General features: G+C 64.5%; 18 protein-coding genes and 1 riboswitch. Of the genes, 11 read left to right on the forward strand and 7 right to left on the reverse strand.

From position 1 onward, the window contains the following. Nucleotides 1–38 precede the first annotated feature (38 nt). The 3 genes from ABE093_RS11495 to ABE093_RS11505 are packed head-to-tail and all read right to left on the reverse strand — an operon-like array spanning nucleotide 39 to nucleotide 1,968. Nucleotides 39–566 carry a hypothetical protein gene (locus ABE093_RS11495; protein WP_430761042.1) on the reverse strand — a complete coding sequence of 176 codons (528 nt, stop codon included), beginning with the start codon at nucleotides 564–566 and terminating at the stop codon, nucleotides 39–41. Then, nucleotides 567–1,010: an NfeD family protein gene (locus tag ABE093_RS11500; RefSeq protein ID WP_430761043.1), complete on the reverse strand. Its 444-nt coding sequence runs from the start codon at nucleotides 1,008–1,010 to the stop codon at nucleotides 567–569. It lies immediately after the preceding gene. Nucleotides 1,011–1,014: 4 nt separating this feature from the next. Next, on the reverse strand, nucleotides 1,015–1,968 hold the full coding sequence (locus tag ABE093_RS11505; protein WP_430761044.1) for an SPFH domain-containing protein: 954 nt from the start codon (nucleotides 1,966–1,968) through the stop codon (nucleotides 1,015–1,017). A gap of 110 nt (nucleotides 1,969–2,078) precedes the next feature. Between ABE093_RS11505 and ABE093_RS11510 the strand changes: the two genes are divergently transcribed. From ABE093_RS11510 to ABE093_RS11520, 3 genes are read left to right on the forward strand one after another with little or no spacing between them, the layout of a single operon-like run. Beyond that, nucleotides 2,079–2,672: an RNA polymerase sigma factor gene (locus ABE093_RS11510; RefSeq protein ID WP_430761045.1), complete on the forward strand. Its 594-nt coding sequence runs from the start codon at nucleotides 2,079–2,081 to the stop codon at nucleotides 2,670–2,672. After that, the gene (locus ABE093_RS11515; RefSeq protein ID WP_430761046.1) at nucleotides 2,665–3,333 is read left to right on the forward strand and encodes a hypothetical protein; all 669 of its coding nucleotides are present in this window, start codon (nucleotides 2,665–2,667) and stop codon (nucleotides 3,331–3,333) included. Before ABE093_RS11510 ends, ABE093_RS11515 begins: the two co-directional genes overlap by 8 nt. 31 nt (nucleotides 3,334–3,364) lie before the next feature. Further along, nucleotides 3,365–4,615, forward strand: coding sequence for a PDZ domain-containing protein (locus ABE093_RS11520; protein WP_430761047.1), 1,251 nt, complete (start codon nucleotides 3,365–3,367; stop codon nucleotides 4,613–4,615). 6 nt (nucleotides 4,616–4,621) lie between these two features. Here the strand turns inward: ABE093_RS11520 and ABE093_RS11525 are convergent, their stop codons facing one another. Next, nucleotides 4,622–5,596, reverse strand: coding sequence for an aldo/keto reductase (locus ABE093_RS11525; RefSeq protein WP_430761048.1), 975 nt, complete (start codon nucleotides 5,594–5,596; stop codon nucleotides 4,622–4,624). 255 nt (nucleotides 5,597–5,851) lie between these two features. Between ABE093_RS11525 and ABE093_RS11530 the strand changes: the two genes are divergently transcribed. From ABE093_RS11530 to ABE093_RS11555, 6 genes are all read left to right on the forward strand, one after another. Then, a complete protein-coding gene (locus tag ABE093_RS11530; RefSeq protein ID WP_430761049.1) occupies nucleotides 5,852–6,427 on the forward strand; it encodes a TMEM165/GDT1 family protein in 576 nt (191 codons plus the stop codon). 43 nt (nucleotides 6,428–6,470) lie between these two features. Then, entirely contained in the window at nucleotides 6,471–7,727 is a 1,257-nt protein-coding gene (locus tag ABE093_RS11535) for a nucleoside permease (RefSeq protein WP_430761050.1), read from the forward strand. 59 nt (nucleotides 7,728–7,786) lie between these two features. Beyond that, nucleotides 7,787–8,122, forward strand: a complete 336-nt coding sequence (locus tag ABE093_RS11540) for a YegP family protein (protein ID WP_430761051.1) — start codon at nucleotides 7,787–7,789, stop codon at nucleotides 8,120–8,122. A gap of 73 nt (nucleotides 8,123–8,195) precedes the next feature. Beyond that, on the forward strand, nucleotides 8,196–9,188 hold the full coding sequence (gene dusB, locus ABE093_RS11545) for a tRNA dihydrouridine synthase DusB (RefSeq protein WP_430761142.1): 993 nt from the start codon (nucleotides 8,196–8,198) through the stop codon (nucleotides 9,186–9,188). A 69-nt stretch (nucleotides 9,189–9,257) separates the two neighbouring features. Then, nucleotides 9,258–9,893, forward strand: a complete 636-nt coding sequence (locus tag ABE093_RS11550; protein WP_430761052.1) for a hypothetical protein — start codon at nucleotides 9,258–9,260, stop codon at nucleotides 9,891–9,893. Beyond that, nucleotides 9,890–11,152 (forward strand): DUF6792 domain-containing protein, encoded by a 1,263-nt coding sequence (locus tag ABE093_RS11555; protein ID WP_430761053.1) that lies wholly within the window; start codon nucleotides 9,890–9,892, stop codon nucleotides 11,150–11,152. The genes ABE093_RS11550 and ABE093_RS11555 overlap by 4 nt, the downstream gene beginning before the upstream one ends. A gap of 36 nt (nucleotides 11,153–11,188) precedes the next feature. On the opposite strand, the gene ABE093_RS11560 is transcribed toward ABE093_RS11555, so the two are convergent. Both ABE093_RS11560 and ABE093_RS11565 read right to left on the reverse strand, forming a co-directional pair. After that, the gene (locus ABE093_RS11560) at nucleotides 11,189–11,995 is read right to left on the reverse strand and encodes a UDP-2,3-diacylglucosamine diphosphatase (RefSeq protein ID WP_430761054.1); all 807 of its coding nucleotides are present in this window, start codon (nucleotides 11,993–11,995) and stop codon (nucleotides 11,189–11,191) included. Next, complete coding sequence (locus ABE093_RS11565; RefSeq protein ID WP_430761055.1) at nucleotides 11,992–13,710, reverse strand: lysophospholipid acyltransferase family protein; 1,719 nt, start codon at nucleotides 13,708–13,710, stop codon at nucleotides 11,992–11,994. Before ABE093_RS11565 ends, ABE093_RS11560 begins: the two co-directional genes overlap by 4 nt. 200 nt (nucleotides 13,711–13,910) lie before the next feature. On the opposite strand from ABE093_RS11565, the gene metK reads away from it, so the two are divergent. Continuing rightward, nucleotides 13,911–15,152 carry a methionine adenosyltransferase gene (metK, locus tag ABE093_RS11570; protein WP_430761056.1) on the forward strand — a complete coding sequence of 414 codons (1,242 nt, stop codon included), beginning with the start codon at nucleotides 13,911–13,913 and terminating at the stop codon, nucleotides 15,150–15,152. Nucleotides 15,153–15,218: 66 nt separating this feature from the next. Here metK and fusA read toward each other — a convergent pair whose 3' ends face one another. After that, a complete protein-coding gene (gene fusA / locus ABE093_RS11575) occupies nucleotides 15,219–17,267 on the reverse strand; it encodes an elongation factor G (RefSeq protein WP_430761057.1) in 2,049 nt (682 codons plus the stop codon). Nucleotides 17,268–17,390: 123 nt separating this feature from the next. Further along, nucleotides 17,391–17,472: riboswitch (S-adenosyl-L-homocysteine riboswitch) on the forward strand. A 35-nt stretch (nucleotides 17,473–17,507) separates the two neighbouring features. Here fusA and ahcY point away from each other — a divergent pair. Continuing rightward, the gene (gene ahcY / locus ABE093_RS11580; protein WP_430761058.1) at nucleotides 17,508–18,953 is read left to right on the forward strand and encodes an adenosylhomocysteinase; all 1,446 of its coding nucleotides are present in this window, start codon (nucleotides 17,508–17,510) and stop codon (nucleotides 18,951–18,953) included. The last annotated feature ends 69 nt before the right edge of the window (nucleotides 18,954–19,022 follow it).

The following is a 19,022-nucleotide window of genomic DNA, read 5'->3' on the forward strand; positions in this document are numbered from 1 at the left end:
CAATTATCGCATCCGTCCCGGCCCGATCGGACCCGTGCTCAATCCTGGATGGTCAGCACCTGGGCAAAGCGATCCATCTGCACGCGGGTGCCGTAGCGCGGCGGCGCCGACTTGCCCTTGCCCGATCGCCCCACGACCACGCGCCGGGCCACGCCCTGCACGGTCAGATGCTTGTTAAGGAAGTAGCGCGCGGCGGACTTGCGGGTATGCGCCATGACCTCGCGTTGCGCCGCCGGCATCACTTCAACCACCAGCAGGTCCGGCTTGCGCAGGTCGCGTTCCGAGTTCAACAGGACGATGCCGTCGCGTACGGACACCGAGCGCACGGTGAGCTCGAAGACGCCGGAAACATTCCGGGTCGGCGCCGCCTCCGCGCGTATGACGGCATCCGGTGCGCTGATGTAAGGATCGGCTGCCTGGTCCTGCACGACGGCGGCGGGTTTCGCGGCCGGCGTTGTCGATGCACAGCCGCCCAGCGCGATGGCCAGTGCGGCAAAGCTTGCAACGATCGTTTTCTTCCCTGAAAACCTGTCCCTCGGGATGGGACGAAGTTTTCCGAATGTCATTCACTCAGCTCCGGCGATGGGCTCGACAGTCAACACCATGCCATCGGTCGAAGCAATACGTACGCGCGTACCCGCCGAGGCATCGGGACCGCGGATGGTCCAGAACGCATCGGCGATCTGCAGGCGGCCCTGGCCATCGACGATCGGTTCGGCAAGGAGCACGACCTGGCCGACCAGTTGTTCGGCGCGACGATTGAGCTTGGGCTGGTCGCTGCTGCGGCCACGCCCACGGAACCAGCGTTGCCAGATCAGGATGGCAACGACGCTGAGGATCGCGAACGCGATCACCTGCGCCAGCACGCTCATGCCCGGCGCCAGCAGCACGATCACGAAGGTGGCGGCAGCCGCGAGCCCCAGCCACAGCATGAAGGCACCCGGCGCCATCGCCTCCGCGGCGAACAGTAGCAATGCCAATCCGGCCCAGACCATGACTTCGATACGCATGGCGTCAGCTCCGCGGCGACGGCAGCGGCGGACGCGAAGTCGCGCTCGGCTGGCGATCCAGCGCTTCCTTCGCCAGTTCGGCGATGCCCGCGAGCGAACCGACGACGCCAGATGCTTCCATCGGCATCATCACGAACTTCTGGTTGGGTGCCTCGGCCAGCGCCTTGAACGCCTCGATGTACTTCTGGGCGACGAAGTAGTTGATCGCCTGCACGTTGCCGCCGGAAATCGCGTCGGACACCAGTTGCGTCGCCTTGGCTTCGGCCTCGGCCTGGCGCTCGCGTGCTTCGGCGGCGCGGAAGGCCGCTTCGCGATTGCCTTCGGCCTCGAGGATGACCGACTGCTTCTCGCCTTCGGCCTTGAGGATCGCGGCCTGGCGGAACCCTTCGGCCTCGAGGATGTTGGCGCGCTTCTCGCGCTCGGCCTTCATCTGCCGCGCCATCGACTCGACCAGGTCGCGCGGCGGCGCGATGTCCTTCAACTCGATGCGATTGACCTTGATGCCCCATGGGTGCGTCGCCTGATCCACCGCCAGCAGCACCTTGGTATTGATCTCGTCGCGCTTGGACAACGATTCATCGAGGTCCATCGAACCGATTGCAGTGCGGATGTTGGTCATCACCAGATTGAGGATGGCGATCTCCAGCGTCGCCACTTCATACGCGGCCTTGGCGGCGTCCAGCACCTGGAAGAACACCACGCCATCGACCTTGACCACCGCGTTGTCCTTGGTGATCACGTCCTGGCTGGGCACTTCCAGCACCTGTTCCATCATGTTCACCTTGCGGCCGACGCCCTGGTAGATCGGCATCAGGAAGTGCAGGCCCGGCGACAGCGTGTGCGTGTACTTGCCGAAGGCCTCGACCGTCCATTCATATCCCTGAGGCACCATCCGCACCGCCTTGGCGACCAGCACCACCAGCGCGAAGAGCAAGACCGCAGCAAGAATCACACCCATGGAACACCCCTCACCTATGTATATGTGGCGAGTATAGGCAAGGCCGCCCGCGGACAATATTGCGTTCCGGCTGCGACGCTTTTCCGCTTCGGTGCATCCTGATGGATGAGATGACCCGCCGTTCCGCCTTCGCCATCGACGTGCCCGACGCCCTGCTCGCCCGCGTGCGGCGGGGCGACCGCGTGGCGTTCGAACAGGTGTATCGCTGGTTCGAGCGGCCGGTGTTCAACCTGGCGCTGCGCCTGTGCGGCAATCGCGCCGAAGCGGACGAGGTGCTGCAGGACACGATGCTCAAGGCGTGGTCGGCGATCGCCGGCTTCCGTGGCGACGGCGGCAGCCCGTTCTGGGGATGGTTGCGCCAGATCGCGGTGAACGAAGCCCTGATGCATTTGCGGCGACAACGCCGGCTGGAGCTCGAACTGGATGGCGATGCCGATTGCGACCTGCTGATGGATGGCGGCCCATTGCCGCCAGCTGCAGCCGATGCCGCCTTGCTGCAGCGCGCGATCGCCAGCCTGCCCGCGGTGACGCGCAGCGTGTTGTGGCTGTATCACGCCGAGGGCTATACCCACGACGAAATCGCGGCTGTGATGCAACGCAGCGCGAGTTTTTCCAAATCCCAACTGGCACGCGGAACGCGTCGCCTGCGGCAGTTGCTGCAGGTGGAAGTCGCGTCTTCGCCGAAGGAGGCCATCCATGCCTGACAACCACTGGGCCGAAGCATTCTCGGCATTGCCGACGGAAACGCCGGAACCGATGGGATGGGAGCGACTCCAGGCACGCCTGCCGGCATCGACGCCGGATGTGCGCCGGAGCTGGCCGCGCTGGCTGGCGGCGGCAGCCGTGCTGGCGATCGCCGTCGCGATCCCGTTGGCGTTGATGCGACCTGCCCTGCCGCCTGCGGCGAAATCGAACGTGGTGAAAACGGTTGTGCCGACACCAGACACCACACCCGCGGCGGTCATGCCCGCAGCCAATCCGATTCCCGAACCCGCGCCGGCGCGCAGCCGGCACGTCGCAACCGCCGTGAAAGCCAGCCATGCATCGCCCACCAGGCGAATCGCGACAGGCGATGCGCTGGAGCCGCTGTATCGCCAGTCCGCACAATTGGAAACTTTGCTGTCCATGGCCCGCGACGAGCAGGTGGCTGGCGGCGTGAGCACCGCATTGAGCGACGATCTCGGCGCGCAGATCTCGCGCATCGACAACAGGCTTTCGCAGCCCGATTTGCAGCCACAGCAGCGGGCCGCCTTGTGGCACCAGCGCATCGACACCCTGCAGCAGCTGGTCGGCATCGCCGCCACCGATCGCCTGTATTCCGCACGCGGCCAGCGCCATGACGCCGTGCTGGTCAGCATCGATTGAATCCCCACGACTTATCGACCGAGAGGACACCATGAACATGTTTCCAAAACCCATCGCGCTGACGCTCGCGCTCGGCATCGCCCTGGCCGGCAACGCCGGTGCACAGAGCACGATGACGCCTGCCCAGCAAAAGGAACTTGACGCGGCCCGCGCCGATCTCGAAAAGGCTTCGCAACGCTATGCAGAACTGATGGGCAAATCCGGCGGAGCGATGGCGCCGATGCGGATCGAGCGGCGCGAAGTCCGTCGCCCCGTGATCGGCGTATTGCTGGCGGGTGACGACAAGCCCGGCGTGCGCATCGTCGGCGTGACGCCGGACAGCGCCGCGGCAGGTGCTGGCTTGAAGGGCGGCGATCGCATCATCCGCATCAACGACAAGGCCATCGATAACGCCAATGGCGAGGCGCGGGTGGCGCAGGCGCGCGCGATGCTGGCGATGTCGGCGGATGCGAAGACACCAGTGAACCTCGCCTACGAGCGCGATGGCAAGACGGCGACCGCGACGATGACGCCAAAGGACACAGACCGCTTCTTTGTCGTGTCGGGACCGGCAAATGGTGGCGCAGTGCAGGGCAATGTCCGGTTCTATTCGGATGGGGTCGGAAAGCCTCTTACTATTGAGGCCGACCGCGTCATGTTCGATACCAAGGATGCCGACATGGCGAAACATCGCGCCGAGATGACCATGATCGCTCCCGAAGTCCGCAGCGAAATCATGCGAATCAACAGCGACTGCAAGGGTAGCGATTGCAAGATGCCCGCCCTGGTCGAAGCCCTGCGCTGGAGCGGCGTGAACCTGGCCACGGTGGATGCCGGGCTGGGTCGCTATTTCGGAACGGATCGCGGCGTGCTGGTGCTCGGCACCGGCAAGGACCTCGCCGGGCTGCAGGCCGGCGACGTGATCCGCACGATCGGCGGCAAGGCGGTGAACACACCGCGCGAAGCGATGGACGCGTTGCGCGCGCAACCTGCCGACATCAAGGTGACGGTGGACTATCTGCGCGATCGCAAGGAAGCCAGCGTCCAGGTCGCTGTCCCGAAAGCCGCGGCGCCCTTCCTCCTCACGATGCCGTCCAATGCATCGCATGTCGTGGAGAAGCGCCGCTACGTGATGAAGGACAAGGACGGCAAGACGCAGACTTGGGAAGGTGGCCCGAACGACACCCCGCCGTCCTGGGTCAAGGATGCGGGCAAGGACGGCCAGCGCATCGAACGCCGCAAGACCGTGATCGTGCAGGACGCGCCTGACGGCGCGACGCCCGCTTCGCCCAAGGTCGACTGATCGAGGTCAGGTCGAGGCGGTCGCCGCCTCGACCTTCGCCCACAACGCATCGTCCGCCTTCAAGTCGAGGGCGGACAGGTTCTGCAGCAATTGCTCGACACGACTGGCGCCGAGCATCACCGTCGACACATGTGGATTGCGCAGGCACCACGCGACCGCCAGTTGCGCCGGCAACAGGCCGGCTTCGCGGGCGATGGCGACAAAGGCATTGGAGCGCGCGATGCGGGTGCCACCGTCGCGATCCTCCATCAGTTCATGGCGCAGGGACTGGTGGTCGCTTTGGGCCAGCCGCGAATCGGCCGGCACGCCATTCGCGTATTTCCCGGTGAGCATGCCCGAGGCCAGCGGCGACCAGATCGTGGTGCCCATGCCGTAATCGGCGTACAGCGGCGCGTATTCCCGTTCGACGCGATGGCGATGCAGCAGGTTGTATTCCGGCTGTTCCATCGCCGGTGGCGTGTAGCCGCCGGACTGCGCGATGCGGTGCGCCTCGACGATCAGTTCCGCCGGCCATTCCGACGTGCCCCAGTACAGCACCTTGCCCTGGCGCACCAGCGTATCCATCGCTGCGACCGTTTCGGCAATCGGCGTGTCCGGATCGGGGCGATGGCAGAAATAGAGATCGAGGTAGTCGACGCGCAGGCGCTTCATCGCGGCGTGGCAGGCGTCGAAGACGTGCTTGCGCGAGAGGCCGCGCTGCAGCGGCAGCGGATTCGGGCGCGCACCGAAATAGACCTTGCTCGACACCGCGTAGCCGTCGCGCGGCAGCCGCAGGTCGGCGATGACATCGCCCATCACCTCTTCGGCGCGGCCATGGGCGTAGATCTCGGCGTTGTCGAAGAAATTGATGCCGTGGTCCCACGCCGCGGCGATGAGGTTGCGCGACTCGCTGCGGCCAATCTGGTCGCCGAAGGTGATCCACGCACCGAACGACAGCGCCGAGAGCTGCAGGCCGGTCGAACCCAGGCGGCGGTATTGCATGGCGGTTTCCTCGGCGGCGGGCCGACAGTCTAGCGGCTACACTATGTCCACCCCTTCCTCGGGGAGTCGTCCGCCGCGATCCGTCGCGGGGCGTGCGTCAACATACTTGGCCGTGCCGTTTATTGGTACCTCGCCATGGCGCACGACATCGCCAGTCCGGCAATGGGACAAGACCGAAGGCAGGCGCGACGCAACCCGGCCGGGCAGCGTCGTGTCCGCTTTCGTCTTTTGTCAGCGCCCGGCTTTGGAGCTCCCATGATCGACCTGCCCTTCTCCTCGCTGTTGGTGTCCACCGGCACCGTCGCCCTGTCCGAAATCGGCGACAAGACGCAATTGCTCGCCCTGTTGCTCGCCGCGCGCTTCCGCAAGCCGCTGCCGATCATCGCCGGCATCCTCGTCGCCACCTTGCTCAACCACGCGGTGTCGGCCTGGCTGGGCACGGTGATCGCGCACTGGCTCACGCCCGAGGTGCTGCGCTGGGTGGTCGCGGTCTGCTTCATCGCCATCGCGTTGTGGACCCTGAAGCCGGACACCCTCGAGGACGACGCCAAGCTGCCGGCGCATGGCGCCTTTGTCGCGACGACGATCGCGTTCTTCCTCGCCGAGATCGGCGACAAGACCCAGGTCGCGACCGCCCTGCTCGCCACCAAGTATTCGCCGCTGTGGCAGGTCATCTCCGGCACCACGCTGGGCATGCTGGTCGCCGACGTGCCGGTGGTCCTGCTCGGCGCGCGCTTCGCCCACAAGCTGCCGTTGAAGGCGGCGCGCATTACCGCGGCGATCGTGTTCCTGGCACTGGGCCTATGGGTTGCGCTGCGCGGGATCGGCTGAGATCGCTTAATCTCCGTCCCGGGAACCCAAGACCGGACACGACATGAGCCTGAAGCTGCGCCTCACCCTGATGAACTTCCTGCAGTTCTTCGTCTGGGGGGCGTGGCTGATCACCATCGGTCGCTACTGGTTCGAAAACCGCGGCTGGTCCGGCACCAGCTTCGGTGCGATCTTCTCGACCATGGGCTTCTCGGCGATCTTCATGCCGTCGCTGATGGGCATCGTCGCCGACCGCTGGATCAATGCGGAAAAGCTCTACGGCATGCTGCACATCCTCGGCGGCATCTTCCTGTGCCTGCTGCCGCAGGCCGCGAATCCCAACCAGTTCTTCTGGCTGATCTTCGGCTCGATGATCTGCTACATGCCGACCATCTCGCTGGCGATCGCGGTGGCCTACAACGCGCTCAAGCAGCAAGGCATGGACGTGATCCGCGATTACCCGCCGATCCGCGTCTGGGGCACGATCGGTTTCATCGCCGCGCTGTGGACCACCAGCCTGCTCGGGCTGGAAAAGTCGCCGGGCCAGTTCTATGTCGCCGCGGGCGCCGCCTTCCTGCTCGGCCTCTATGCGTTCACCCTGCCGCCGGCGCCGCCGCGCATGACCGCGGGCGACAACCGCTCGTTGATCGAGGTGCTCGGACTGACTTCGTTCCGCCTGTTCCGCGATCGCAACATGGCGGTGTTCTTCATCTTCGCGATGCTGCTGGGCGCGTCATTGCAGCTCACCAACGCCTACGGCGGCACCTTCCTCGGCGAATTCGAGAAGAACCCGGCCTATGCCGGCTCGTTGGCGGTGAAGTACCCGGCGATCATCATGTCGATCTCGCAGGTCTCGGAAACGCTGTTCATCCTGGCGATCCCGTTCTTCCTGCGCCGCTTCGGCATCAAGACGGTGATGACGATCAGCATGGTGGCCTGGTTCCTGCGCTTCGGCCTCTTCGCCTACGGCAACCCCGGCCCGGGCCTGTGGATGATCATCCTCAGCTGCATCGTCTACGGCATGGCCTTCGACTTCTTCAACATCTCCGGCTCGCTGTTCGTCGAGCAGCAGAGCGATCCGCGCATCCGCGCTTCGGCCCAGGGTCTGTTCATGCTGATGACCAACGGCATCGGCGCCGTGCTGGGCAGCTCGATCAGCGGCTGGATGATCGACCGCTGGTTCACCAGCGCCGATGGCATCAAGGACTGGCACGGGATCTGGGTCACTTTCGCGCTCTATTCGCTGGCGATGGCGATCCTCTTCGTGCCGCTGTTCCGCTACCGCCACGACCGCGGCGCGACCTTGAACGTCGCGCATTGACGCCGCCCTGACATCCCGGAAGTACATTCCTGCGCAACCCAACCCGCAGGAATCCGGCAATGGCAGGCAAGTTCGAGATCAGCACCCGCAAGAACGGCGAGTTCCAGTTCAATCTCAAGGCTGGCAATGGCCAGGTGATCCTGACCAGCCAGGGTTATGCCGACAAGAGCGGCTGCAAGAACGGTATCGAATCGGTGAAGAAGAACGCGCCCGACGACGACAAATACGAGCGCAAGGTCTCGAGCAACGACAAGCCCTACTTCAATCTCGTCGCGGGCAACGGCCAGATCATCGGCAGCAGCGAGATGTATGAAAGCGTGGCCTCGCGCGAGAACGGCATCGAATCGGTGAAGAAGAACGCGCCGGATGCCACGGTCGTCGACGAAACCGCCTGACGCCACATCGCGACTCTCGATCCACGAAACCCGGCTTCGGCCGGGTTTTTCATGTCACCACTACAATATGACGATGCAGATCGGCCCGCACCGCATCGAACCGAACGCGATCCTCGCGCCCATGGCCGGCGTGACGGACAAGCCGTTCCGCCAGTTGTGCAAGCGCCTGGGCGCCGGCCTCGCGGTGTCGGAGATGACGACGTCGGACCCGCGCTTCTGGAACACCAGCAAGTCGCGCACGCGCATGGACCATGATGGAGAACCGGCGCCGATCAGCGTGCAGATCGCCGGGACAGTGCCGGCGATCATGGCCGATGCCGCCCGCCACAACGTCGACCACGGCGCGCAGATCATCGACATCAACATGGGTTGCCCGGCCAAGAAGGTCTGCAACGCCTGGGCGGGATCGGCGCTGATGCGCGACGAAGCGCTGGTCGCCGATATCGTCAGTGCGGTCGTGAATGCCGTCGATGTCCCGGTGACACTGAAGATCCGCACCGGCTGGGACGCCGATCACCGCAACGCCCCGGCGATCGCGCGCATCGCCGAGGATTGCGGCATCGCCGCACTCGCGGTGCATGGACGCACCCGCGACCAGCAATACACCGGGACCGCCGAGTACGACACCATCGCCGCGATCAAGGCCATGCTGAAGATCCCGGTGATCGCCAATGGCGACATCGACTCGCCGCAGAAGGCCGCCGAAGTGCTGCGCCATACCGGCGTCGACGCGGTCATGATCGGCCGCGCCGCGCAGGGCCGGCCGTGGATCTTCCGCGAGATCGGCCACTACCTCGCGACCGGGGAACTGCTGCCCCCGCCGGAACTGCCCGAAGTCCGCGAGATCCTGCTCGGCCACCTGCGCGCGCTGCACGCGTTCTACGGCGAGGTCTCGGGCGTGCGCATCGCCCGCAAGCACCTCGGCTGGTATGCCAAGGACCGCCCGGAGAACGCGGCCTTCCGCGCGGTGGTCAACGCCGCGGAAACGCCCGAGCGTCAGCTGCACCTGACCGCCGACTATTTCGATGCCTTGATCGCCGGGGAAAGCTTCGCCATCGCGGCCTAGTTCAGGATTCCCCGATTGCAAAACCGTGTGCGCCGTCATATTTTCGGACTATCCGATCCGGAGCCGGTAATGAGTACGCGTCGCCTCCTTGTTCTGTCCATGCTGGCTTTCACCCTCACCGCCTGTAGCGCACAAACCATGCAGCCAAATTTCGAACACAACCCTCATCCGAAAGATGCCTACAAGTTGCGCGTAGTCTTCAAGGATTTGCCCGGGCCGCTGGTTCTCGCCAGCGCATCTGCGACCTACGGAATTAGCAATCTGCCTTGCGCAGTCGTCAGCAAGCATCCGACGCATGCCAACCAGCCCATTGCCTATTCTTCCTTCGTCATGAACAAGATCGCCGAGAACACTTATGAGGGCATGTTCTACACCGATGCAATGATAGACAAGGACTACTTCGGCAATGGCATTTGCCACTGGTATCTGGAAAGTGTCGGAGCAGCGTTCACTGCCAGCAATGCTCCCAGAGAAACCGTGTTTTCAGTAAGTTTCCCGATGATGGACACCATCACACATGAATCCTCCGAGTATATGAGGGGTGTCCATACCACGATGTATTTCGCGAAGATGGACTATCCGCGCGTGAAGGAAATCGACGATTACCCGGCGTTCGGTGAAGAAAATCGTCAAAAACTCGACAAGTTGAGAGATGACGAATTGTTCCAAGCCGAAGTGTCACTCGACAAGGTGACGACCCCATGAACGGACCGCAGACGACTCAAGACAATGCCAATCTTGCGCAGGACGCGTACCGAGATCGGCAGAAGACGCGAGCAGATGAAACGGTCGATGTCGGCGGCGTGAAGTACAAGGTACTGGAGCACGTCAGCCTCAAGAACGGGTACGCCGGAACGATCTACCAGCGCGCTGACAATGACCAGATCATCGTGGCCCATCGCGGTACGGAAGACGTGAGGCACGACGGCCTGACCGATGCCGCGATGGTGGTGGCACGTACCAACGACCAGCTCAAGGACGCCTATGCCTTGACTGATAAGGCGATCGAATTTGCCAGGCGAGGCGAGCAAAAAGCGCACCACAAGATCGAAATCACCACCATCGGCCACTCGCTCGGCGGCACGCTCGCCCAGGCTTGCGCCTACAAATACGCCAAGGATGGCTTGAAAGGCGAAGCCTTCAATCCCTACGGCGCCGCGAACCTCGGCCTGCACGTCCCCACCGGCGGCCACGATTTCCACAACCACGTGATGGCCACCGACTCGGTGAGTTCGGCGGCGCGCCACTACGGCGACGTCACCGTCTACGCAAAGCCGGACGACATCAAGCGACTCGAGACCGCGGGTTATGCCAATACCAAGTGGGATGTCCTCCACGGCACCACCAATGCCCTCGCCGTCGCGGCCACGTCCTTCGGCGCCCACGGCATCGGCAACTTCGCCAACATCGACGACAAGGGCCGACCCCAGCCCACGGTCTTGACCCAAGATGCCCAGGATCTCGCGCAGAAGAACGCAGTGTCGATCCAGCATTACCGGGACGATGTGTATTCCGCGCGCAGCAAGCTCCATTTCCTCACCGATCCCAACCCCATCGAGAAGGTCAAGGGCGCGATCGAGGACCTCAAGAACGGCATGAAACCGGATGCGGCGCCGCGCGCGATGTTGAACGATTCCGACCGCCCGATCTTCGACCGCATCCGCGGTGGTGTCCCGGAGCAGGTCGCCGATCCGTACATCCTGAAAGCGACCGCCGACCTGCGCACGGCCGGGCTCAACAATGCCGCGAGCATCGCCGGCGTCACCCTCCACAACGACGCGATCTTCGTGACCTCCGACCACACTGCCGGTTTCGCCCACAGCAAGACTGCGGTGAACGGCGCGACGCCCGACCCCGGACAATCGATCGAACAGATCAGTCAGGCCAACCAACAGCAGCAACAAAATCTGGCCTTCCAGCAACAGCAGCAGCACTCCCGCCCGATGTCGCTCGGACACGGCTGACAGCAGAGCCATTGCGTTTCGCCATCGCGGCGCGCGTCACGCCGCCTTCGGCAACGCCTCTTCCATCACCAACCGCAGTCGCGGCGGCAATTCTTCCAGCATCTCCCCGGTGTGCGAGAGCAGCCTCAACGTGCCGTCGCGGTCTTCCGCCAGCGCGGTCAGGTTCTCGACCCAATCGCCATCGTTGGCGTAGACCAGACCGTCCTGCTGCAGCAGCGATGGCCGATGGATGTGTCCGCAGATCACGCCATCCAATCCCCGGCGTCGTGCATCGTCGAGCGCGGCGTGCATGAAGCGCACGATGAAGCGTTCGGCCGCGCCGCTCTGGCGCTTCAGGAATTCCGACAGCGACCAGTAACGCAGGCCGAAGCGGCGGCGCGCGCGGTTCAACCACTGGTTGCCGGTGAGGATGCGGTAATACAGCCAGTCGCCGAAACGTTCCTGGATGCCACCGAAGTGCGTCACCGCATCGTAGTCGTCGCCATGCACCACCAGCAGGCGACGGCCATCGGCGGTGACGTGGACCACGCGACGACGCACCCGCATCGCCGGCAAGGCGAGACCACAGAACCTGCGGATCGGACGATCGTGGTTGCCGGGGATGTAGACGATTTCGGTTCCGGCACGCCGCAACGCATGCAGGGCTTCCACCACGCGATGCTGCATCTGCCCCCAGACCGCGCGGCGCTGCGCCATCCACCACAGATCGACGATGTCGCCGACGAGGTACAGGCGCTCGCAACTCAGGTTGGCCAGGAAGTTCGCGAGTTCTTCCGCGTGACAGTGGCGGGAGCCGAGGTGGATGTCGGAGAGGAAGACCGCCCGCTGCCGGATCGCGGTCATGCGGCCACGGGCGCCGCCGCACCCAGGTAGCGTTGTCGTTTCTTCGCGCGCAGGCAGTGGAGGTCGACTTCGATCAGGCCATCGACCGCGTTGCTGAAATCGGGATCGACGCCGAATGCGAGGAAGCGCGCGCCGCCGGGTTCGCACAGTTCGGTGTACTGCTTGTAGAGCACCGGGATCTGCGCGCCCAGCGCATCGAGGTTGCTCTTCAGCACGCGGAATGCGGTATCGCCATCGAGGTCGCCGAATTCCGGCGGCGCGGCGAAGTAGCAGAACGGGCGGCGCGAGGTTGCGAGGCTGGCCTGGCCGCCAAAGAAGCGCGAGTAATACGCAACAAGTTGTTCGCGGGCCTGCACCGGCAACGCGGCGCTGATCGATACCGGCCCGAACAGGTAACGGATGTCGCTATGTCGCTGCAGGTAGGCGCCAATGCCCTGCCACAGGTAGTCGAGGCTGCGGCTGTTCCAGTAATCCGGCACCACGAAGCTGCGCCCCAGTTCCATGCCCTGGGCGAGATGCGGGATCGCGGCGTCGCGATAGTCGAACAGCGACGCGGTATAGAGGCCCTGCAATCCGCGTTCGGCGAGCACGCGCGCGCCACGGGCAATACGATAGGCACCGGCAATCCGCGTGGCCTGCGCATCCCACAACACGATGTGTTCGTACCAGCTGTCGTAGAGGTCGAGGTCAAGGCGCTTGCCGGTGCCCTCGCCGACCATGCGGAAGGTCAGTTCGCGCAGGCGGCCGATTTCGTCGAGCAGGGGCGTGCCTGCTTCCAGACGCCCGATGCGGATCTCCTTGCCGTCGCTGGTGCTGCCGAGCAATTCCAGCGCCTGCACCGCGTCGCGAATGACGACCGGCGATTGCGCGATGGCCAGCGACTCCTGGGCCAACTCGGCCGATTCCCCAGCGCCGAGCGGACGACGCGCCAAGGCATACACCGCACGCCGCACATCGCGCATCACCGTGACTGCATCGGCATCCGCAGCGATGGTCATCGGCTCGCCTGCGCGCAGGCGGATCTGGCCATTGCGCCGGGAGAACATTTCGCGCGCCAGCAACGCCGTCGCCGCCGGCTTGAACATCGCCGAGGTGCCATAGAACAAGGCGGAATTGCGCGCCTTCACGTGCATCGGCAGCACCGGCGCATTGGCCGCGCGCGCGAAACGCAGGAAACCGCGGCGCCAGCGTCCGTCGCGAATGCCGCGCGGCGACATCCGCGAGACTTCGCCTGCCGGGAACACGATCACGCACTCCTCGCGCTGCAGGGCGGCATCGATCGCGCGCACCGAAGCAGCATCCGGGCGTCCGCCCAGGATGCGCACCGGCAACAGCAGGTCGCGGATCGGTTCGAGCGCGGTGAGGAAATCGTTGGCGACGATGCGGACATCGCCACGTACGCGACCGACGGCATCGAGCAGCGCGAAAGCATCGATCGCGCCCGAGGGATGATTGGCGACGATCACCAGCCGCCCCTTGGCCGGGATGCGCGCGAGATCGCCCTCGTCCACCGCATAGCGCACCTGCAGGAAATCGAGGCCGCTGCGCACGAAGGCCAGGCCGTCGAGGCCGGCATTCTCGTTCAGGAAGGCGTCGATCCGGTCCAGCCGCGACCAGCGCGCCAGCGATCGCAGCAACGGACGCACCATCCGCGCACGCCGGCCATGGAACCAGCGCGGGAAGCGGGATTGCAGGCGGTCTTCAAGTTGCAGCATCGGCAGGCGTACCCTGTGGATGCGGGCAGGGTCCGCGGCAGCCGCGACAGCGACATGTCATCCCGGTGGCAGCCGTGTGACATCCGTGGCGGACATCGCACAACCGGCGCTAAATTGCCGGGTGGCGGGGTGTGCGCGGGGCCCGCCAACGTGTATTATGCGCAACCTATCTCTTCATCCGAATAAAAGGATATAAGTCGATGTCTGATTATCTGTTCACCTCCGAATCGGTGTCCGAAGGCCATCCCGACAAGGTCGCAGACCAGATCTCCGACGCGGTGCTGGACGCCATCCTGGCCCAGGACAAGCGCGCCCGCGTGGCCTGCGAGACCCTGGTCAAGACCGGCGCGGCCGTCGTGGCCGGCGAAGTCACCACCAATGCCTGGGTCGACATCGAGCAGCTCGCGCGCAACGTCATCAACGGCATCGGCTACGACAATTCGCGCGTGGGCTTCGATGGCCACACCTGCGCCATCATCAACATGCTCGGCAAGCAGTCGCCCGACATCGCCGCCGGCGTCGACGGCACCAGCAAGAAGGCCAAGAAGCCGGAGGAAATGGGCGCCGGCGACCAGGGCCTGATGTTCGGCTACGCCTGCAACGAAGCGCCGGAATACATGCCCGCGCCGCTGTACTACAGCCACCGCCTGGTGGAACAGCAGGCCAAGGTGCGCAAGAACGGCAAGCTGAAGTGGCTGCGCCCGGACGCGAAGTCGCAGGTCACGCTGCGCTACGACAGCGAAGGCCACACCATCACCGGCATCGACGCCGTGGTGCTGTCGACCCAGCACGATCCGGAAGTGAAGCAGAAGGATCTGGTCGAGGCCGTGCGCGAGCACATCATCAAGCCGGTGCTGCCGAAGAAGTGGTACGACTCGCTGCCGAAGAACAAGGTGCACATCAACCCGACCGGCATCTTCGTGATCGGCGGTCCGGTGGGTGACTGCGGCCTGACCGGTCGCAAGATCATCGTCGACAGCTACGGCGGCATGGCCCGCCACGGTGGCGGCGCGTTCTCGGGCAAGGATCCGTCCAAGGTCGACCGTTCGGCCGCCTACGCCGCGCGCTACGTGGCGAAGAACATCGTCGCCGCCGGCCTAGCCGACAAGTGCGAAGTGCAGGTGAGCTACGCGATCGGCGTCGCCGAGCCGACCTCGATCTCGGTCACCACCTTCGGCACCGGCAAGATCGCGGACGCCGAGATCGAGAAGCTGATCCGCGCCCACTTCGACCTGCGCCCGTACGGCATCATCAAGATGCTCGACCTGGTGCACCCGATCTACCAGCGCACCGCCGCCTACGGCCACTTCGGCCGCAAGCCGGAGCAGATCACCTACACCGGCCTCGACGGCAAGAAGGAAAAGGCCGTGGCGTTCAGCTGGGAAGCGACCGACCGCGCCGAGGAACTGGCAAAGGCCGCCAAGGGCAAGAAGCGCAAGTAATCGCGCCGCACTTGATGCAACATCGAACGGCCCGCGCAAGCGGGCCGTTTCGTTTTGGGATGAAGATCAGTCTTCCTCGACCTTGGGCTTCCACGCCGCGACCAGCGTCTGCTGCACCCGTGCAGGCGCCGGATCGTAGTGGCTGAAATCGATCGCGTAGCGCCCGCGCCCGGCCGTCATCGACTTGAGTTCGGCAGCGAAGCCATCGAGTTCCGCGAGCGGCGCTTTCGCCCGCACCACGATCTCGCCGCCGCGTCCGGAATCGGTCGCCAGGATCTGCGCGCGCTTCGAAGATAGCGCACCGCTGACATCGCCGACGTTCGCATCCGGCACCGTCACCTCGAGATCGACCATGGGTTCCAGCACCTGCGGTTGCGCCTTGGCCACCGCATCGAGGAAAGCCTTCTTGCCCGCGGCGACGAATGCGACTTCCTTGCTGTCCACGGAGTGATACTTGCCGTCGTAGACGATCACGCGCACGTCCTGCAGCGGATAGCCGGCCAGCGCGCCCATCTTCAATACCTGGCGCACACCCTTCTCCACCGCCGGCAGGAATTGACCGGGAATGGTGCCGCCCTTCACCTCATCGACGAATTCGAAACCGCCACCGCGCGGCAACGGTTCGACGCGCAGGAACACTTCGCCGAACTGCCCCGCTCCGCCGGTCTGTTTCTTGTGGCGATGATGGCCTTCCGCCTTGGCACCGATGGTTTCCCGATAAGCCACCTTCGGCACATGCGTGTTCACTGCAACGCCGTGGCGCGACTTCAGGCGTTCGAGCAACACGCGCAGATGCAGATCGGAGAGACCGCGCATCACCGTCTCGTTGAGCTCAGCGTCGTGGTGCACCTGCACCGAGGGATCCTCGTCGGCGAGCTTGTGCAAGGCCGACGAGAGTTTCTGCTCCTGGCCCTTGCTCGCCGCCTCGATCGCCAATGCGAACATCGGACTCGGGAACGCGCTCGGCTTCAGGTGGATCTGGTCCTCGTCGTGGGAGTCGTGGAGCACGGCATCGAAATGCAGTTCCTCCACCTTCGCCACCGCGGCGATGTCGCCGGGGACCGCGCGCGCGATCTCGACATGGTCCTTGCCCTTGAGCTTGAACAGGTGCGCGACCTTGAACGGCTTGCGGCCGTCGTCGACGAACAGCGTGCCCTCCTTCTTCACCGTGCCCTGGTAGACGCGGAACACCGCGAGCTTGCCCATGAAGGGATCGTGGATGATGCGGAACACGTCGGCGATCACGTGCGCGGCAGGATCGGGCCGCGCTTCGATCGTCACGGCATCGTCCCCACTGCCTTTGACGAATGGCGGCGGATTGGCCTCACTGGGATTCGGGAACAGGCGCTCGGCGACATCGAGCAATTCCGCCACGCCGGTGCCCTGCCGCGCCGAGACGAAACACACCGGAACCAGATGTCCCTCGCGCAGGCATTGCTCGAAGGCATCGTGCAATTCCTGCCCCGACAAACCGCCCTCGCCAAGTTCGAGGAAATGGTCCATCACCGTTTCGTTGACCTCGACCACCTGGTCGATGATGCGCTGGTGCCAGTCGGCCACCGGTCCGAGATCGCTGTCGCCACTGCTGTTGCCGAAGCAGTCGATCACCGCGGTTCCGCCCTGCGCCGGCAGGTTGAGCGGCAACACCGCGCTGCCGAAGTTCGATCGCAACTCTTCCATCAGTTGCGCGATGTCCGCGCCCGCCGCATCGATCTTGTTGACCACGATGGCGCGGCACAGACCGCGATCCGCCGCGACCTGCATCATCCTTCGCGTGCCGTGGCCGACGCCGGTGTCGGCATCCACCACCACCGCGACGGTATCCACCGCCGCGATCGCCGCCAGCGCGGCGCCGCGGAAATCGGGATAGCCGGGGGTATCGACCAGATTGACGTGGATGCCCTTGTGATCGGTGCTGGCGATCGCCGCATCGATGGAGTGGCCGCGTTCCTTCTCAAGCGCGTCGAAATCGGAGACCGTGCTGCCGCGCTCGACGGTGCCGGGAGTATTGATCGCCCCACCGGCGTGCAGCAGCGCCTCGAACAGCTGGGTCTTGCCCGCGCCCGGATGACCCGCCAGCGCGATATTGCGGATCTGATCGGTACCGTAATCCATGGAGCCTCCAATGGACTGGGACAGTGAGCTTGCCACGGATGCGTTCAGGCTGCGTGGATTCGTCTGGGAATCCCGAAGTGCGCCGAATTCATCCTTTTATCGCGATATCGAGATAAAATACCGCCCGCCGAGGGGCGCTGCGATGGCCGGCTTCAGACGAAGCCCGTGCCGCCAGGCTCGGCATCCAAAACGGCGCCCGTAACAGACGAGCACTATGCTCACCTTTTACGGAGCCGAACCATGAATGCCCAAGTGAAGACTTTCTCCCAGGATGGCGACTACAAGATCGCCGACATCGCGCTGGCCGACTGGGGCCGCAAGGAAATCGACATCGCCGAGCACGAGATGCCGGGCCTGATGTCGATCCGCCGCAAGCACGCCACCGCCAAGCCGCTGAAGGGCGTGCGCGTGACCGGTTCGCTGCACATGACCATCCAGACCGCCGTGCTGATCGAGACGCTGAAGGACATCGGCGCCGACGTGCGCTGGGCCTCCTGCAACATCTTCTCGACCCAGGACCAGGCCGCCGCCGCGATCGCCGCCGCCGGCACCCCGGTGTTCGCGTGGAAGGGCGAATCGCTGGAGGAATACTGGGATTGCACGCTGGCTGCCCTCAGCTTCCCTGATGGCAAGGGCGGTTTCCTCGGCCCGCAGCTGGTGGTCGATGACGGCGGCGACGTGACGCTGCTGATCCACAAGGGTTTCGAACTCGAGAACGGCGATGGCTGGGTCAACACGCCGTCGTCGAACCATGAGGAGCAGGTGATCAAGGACCTCCTCAAGCGCGTCGCCACCGAACGTCCGGGCTGGTGGACCAAGGTCGTCGCCGACTGGAAGGGTGTCTCCGAAGAAACCACCACCGGCGTGCATCGCCTCTACCAGATCGCCGAGCAGGGCAAGCTGCTGATCCCGGCGATCAACGTCAACGACTCGGTCACCAAGTCGAAGTTCGACAACCTCTATGGCTGCCGCGAATCGCTGGCCGACGGCCTCAAGCGCGCGATGGACGTGATGCTGGCCGGCAAGGTCGCGGTGGTCTGCGGCTACGGCGACGTCGGCAAGGGTTCGGCGCACTCGCTGCGTGCCTACGGCGCCCGCGTGATCGTTACCGAGATCGATCCGATCTGCGCGCTGCAGGCGGCGATGGAAGGCTTCGAGGTCAACACCGTCGAATCCTCGCTGGGCCAGGCCGACATCTACGTCACCACCACCGGCAACAAGGACATCATCACCGTCGATCACATGACGAAGATGAAGGACCAGGCCATCGTCTGCAACATCGGCCACTTCGACAACGAGATCCAGGTCGATGCGATGCGCGCGCTGCCGGGCGTCAAGCACGTCAACATCAAGCCGCAGGTCGACAAATACATCATGCCGAACGGCAACGCGATGTTCCTGCTGGCCGAAGGCCGCCTGGTGAACCTCGGTTGCGCCACCGGCCATCCGAGCTTCGTGATGTCGAACTCGTTCGCCAACCAGACGCTGGCGCAGATCGACCTGTGGGCGAACAAGGACGTGTACGAAAAGACGGTCTATCGCCTGCCCAAGCAGCTCGACGAGGAAGTCGCGCGCCTGCATCTGGAAAAGATCGGCGTGGTGCTGACCAAGCTCAGCAAGGACCAGGCCGACTATCTCGGCGTGGCGGTGGAAGGCCCGTACAAGCCGGATCACTACCGCTACTGATCGGCCTATCGATCATCGCGATACAGCAACGGGCGCCGCGAGGCGCCCGTTCTGCTTCGGGTGATGGAG

Origin of the sequence: Solilutibacter silvestris (assembly GCF_050574925.1) — a bacterium.
Lineage (GTDB): Bacteria > Pseudomonadota > Gammaproteobacteria > Xanthomonadales > Xanthomonadaceae > Solilutibacter > Solilutibacter silvestris_A.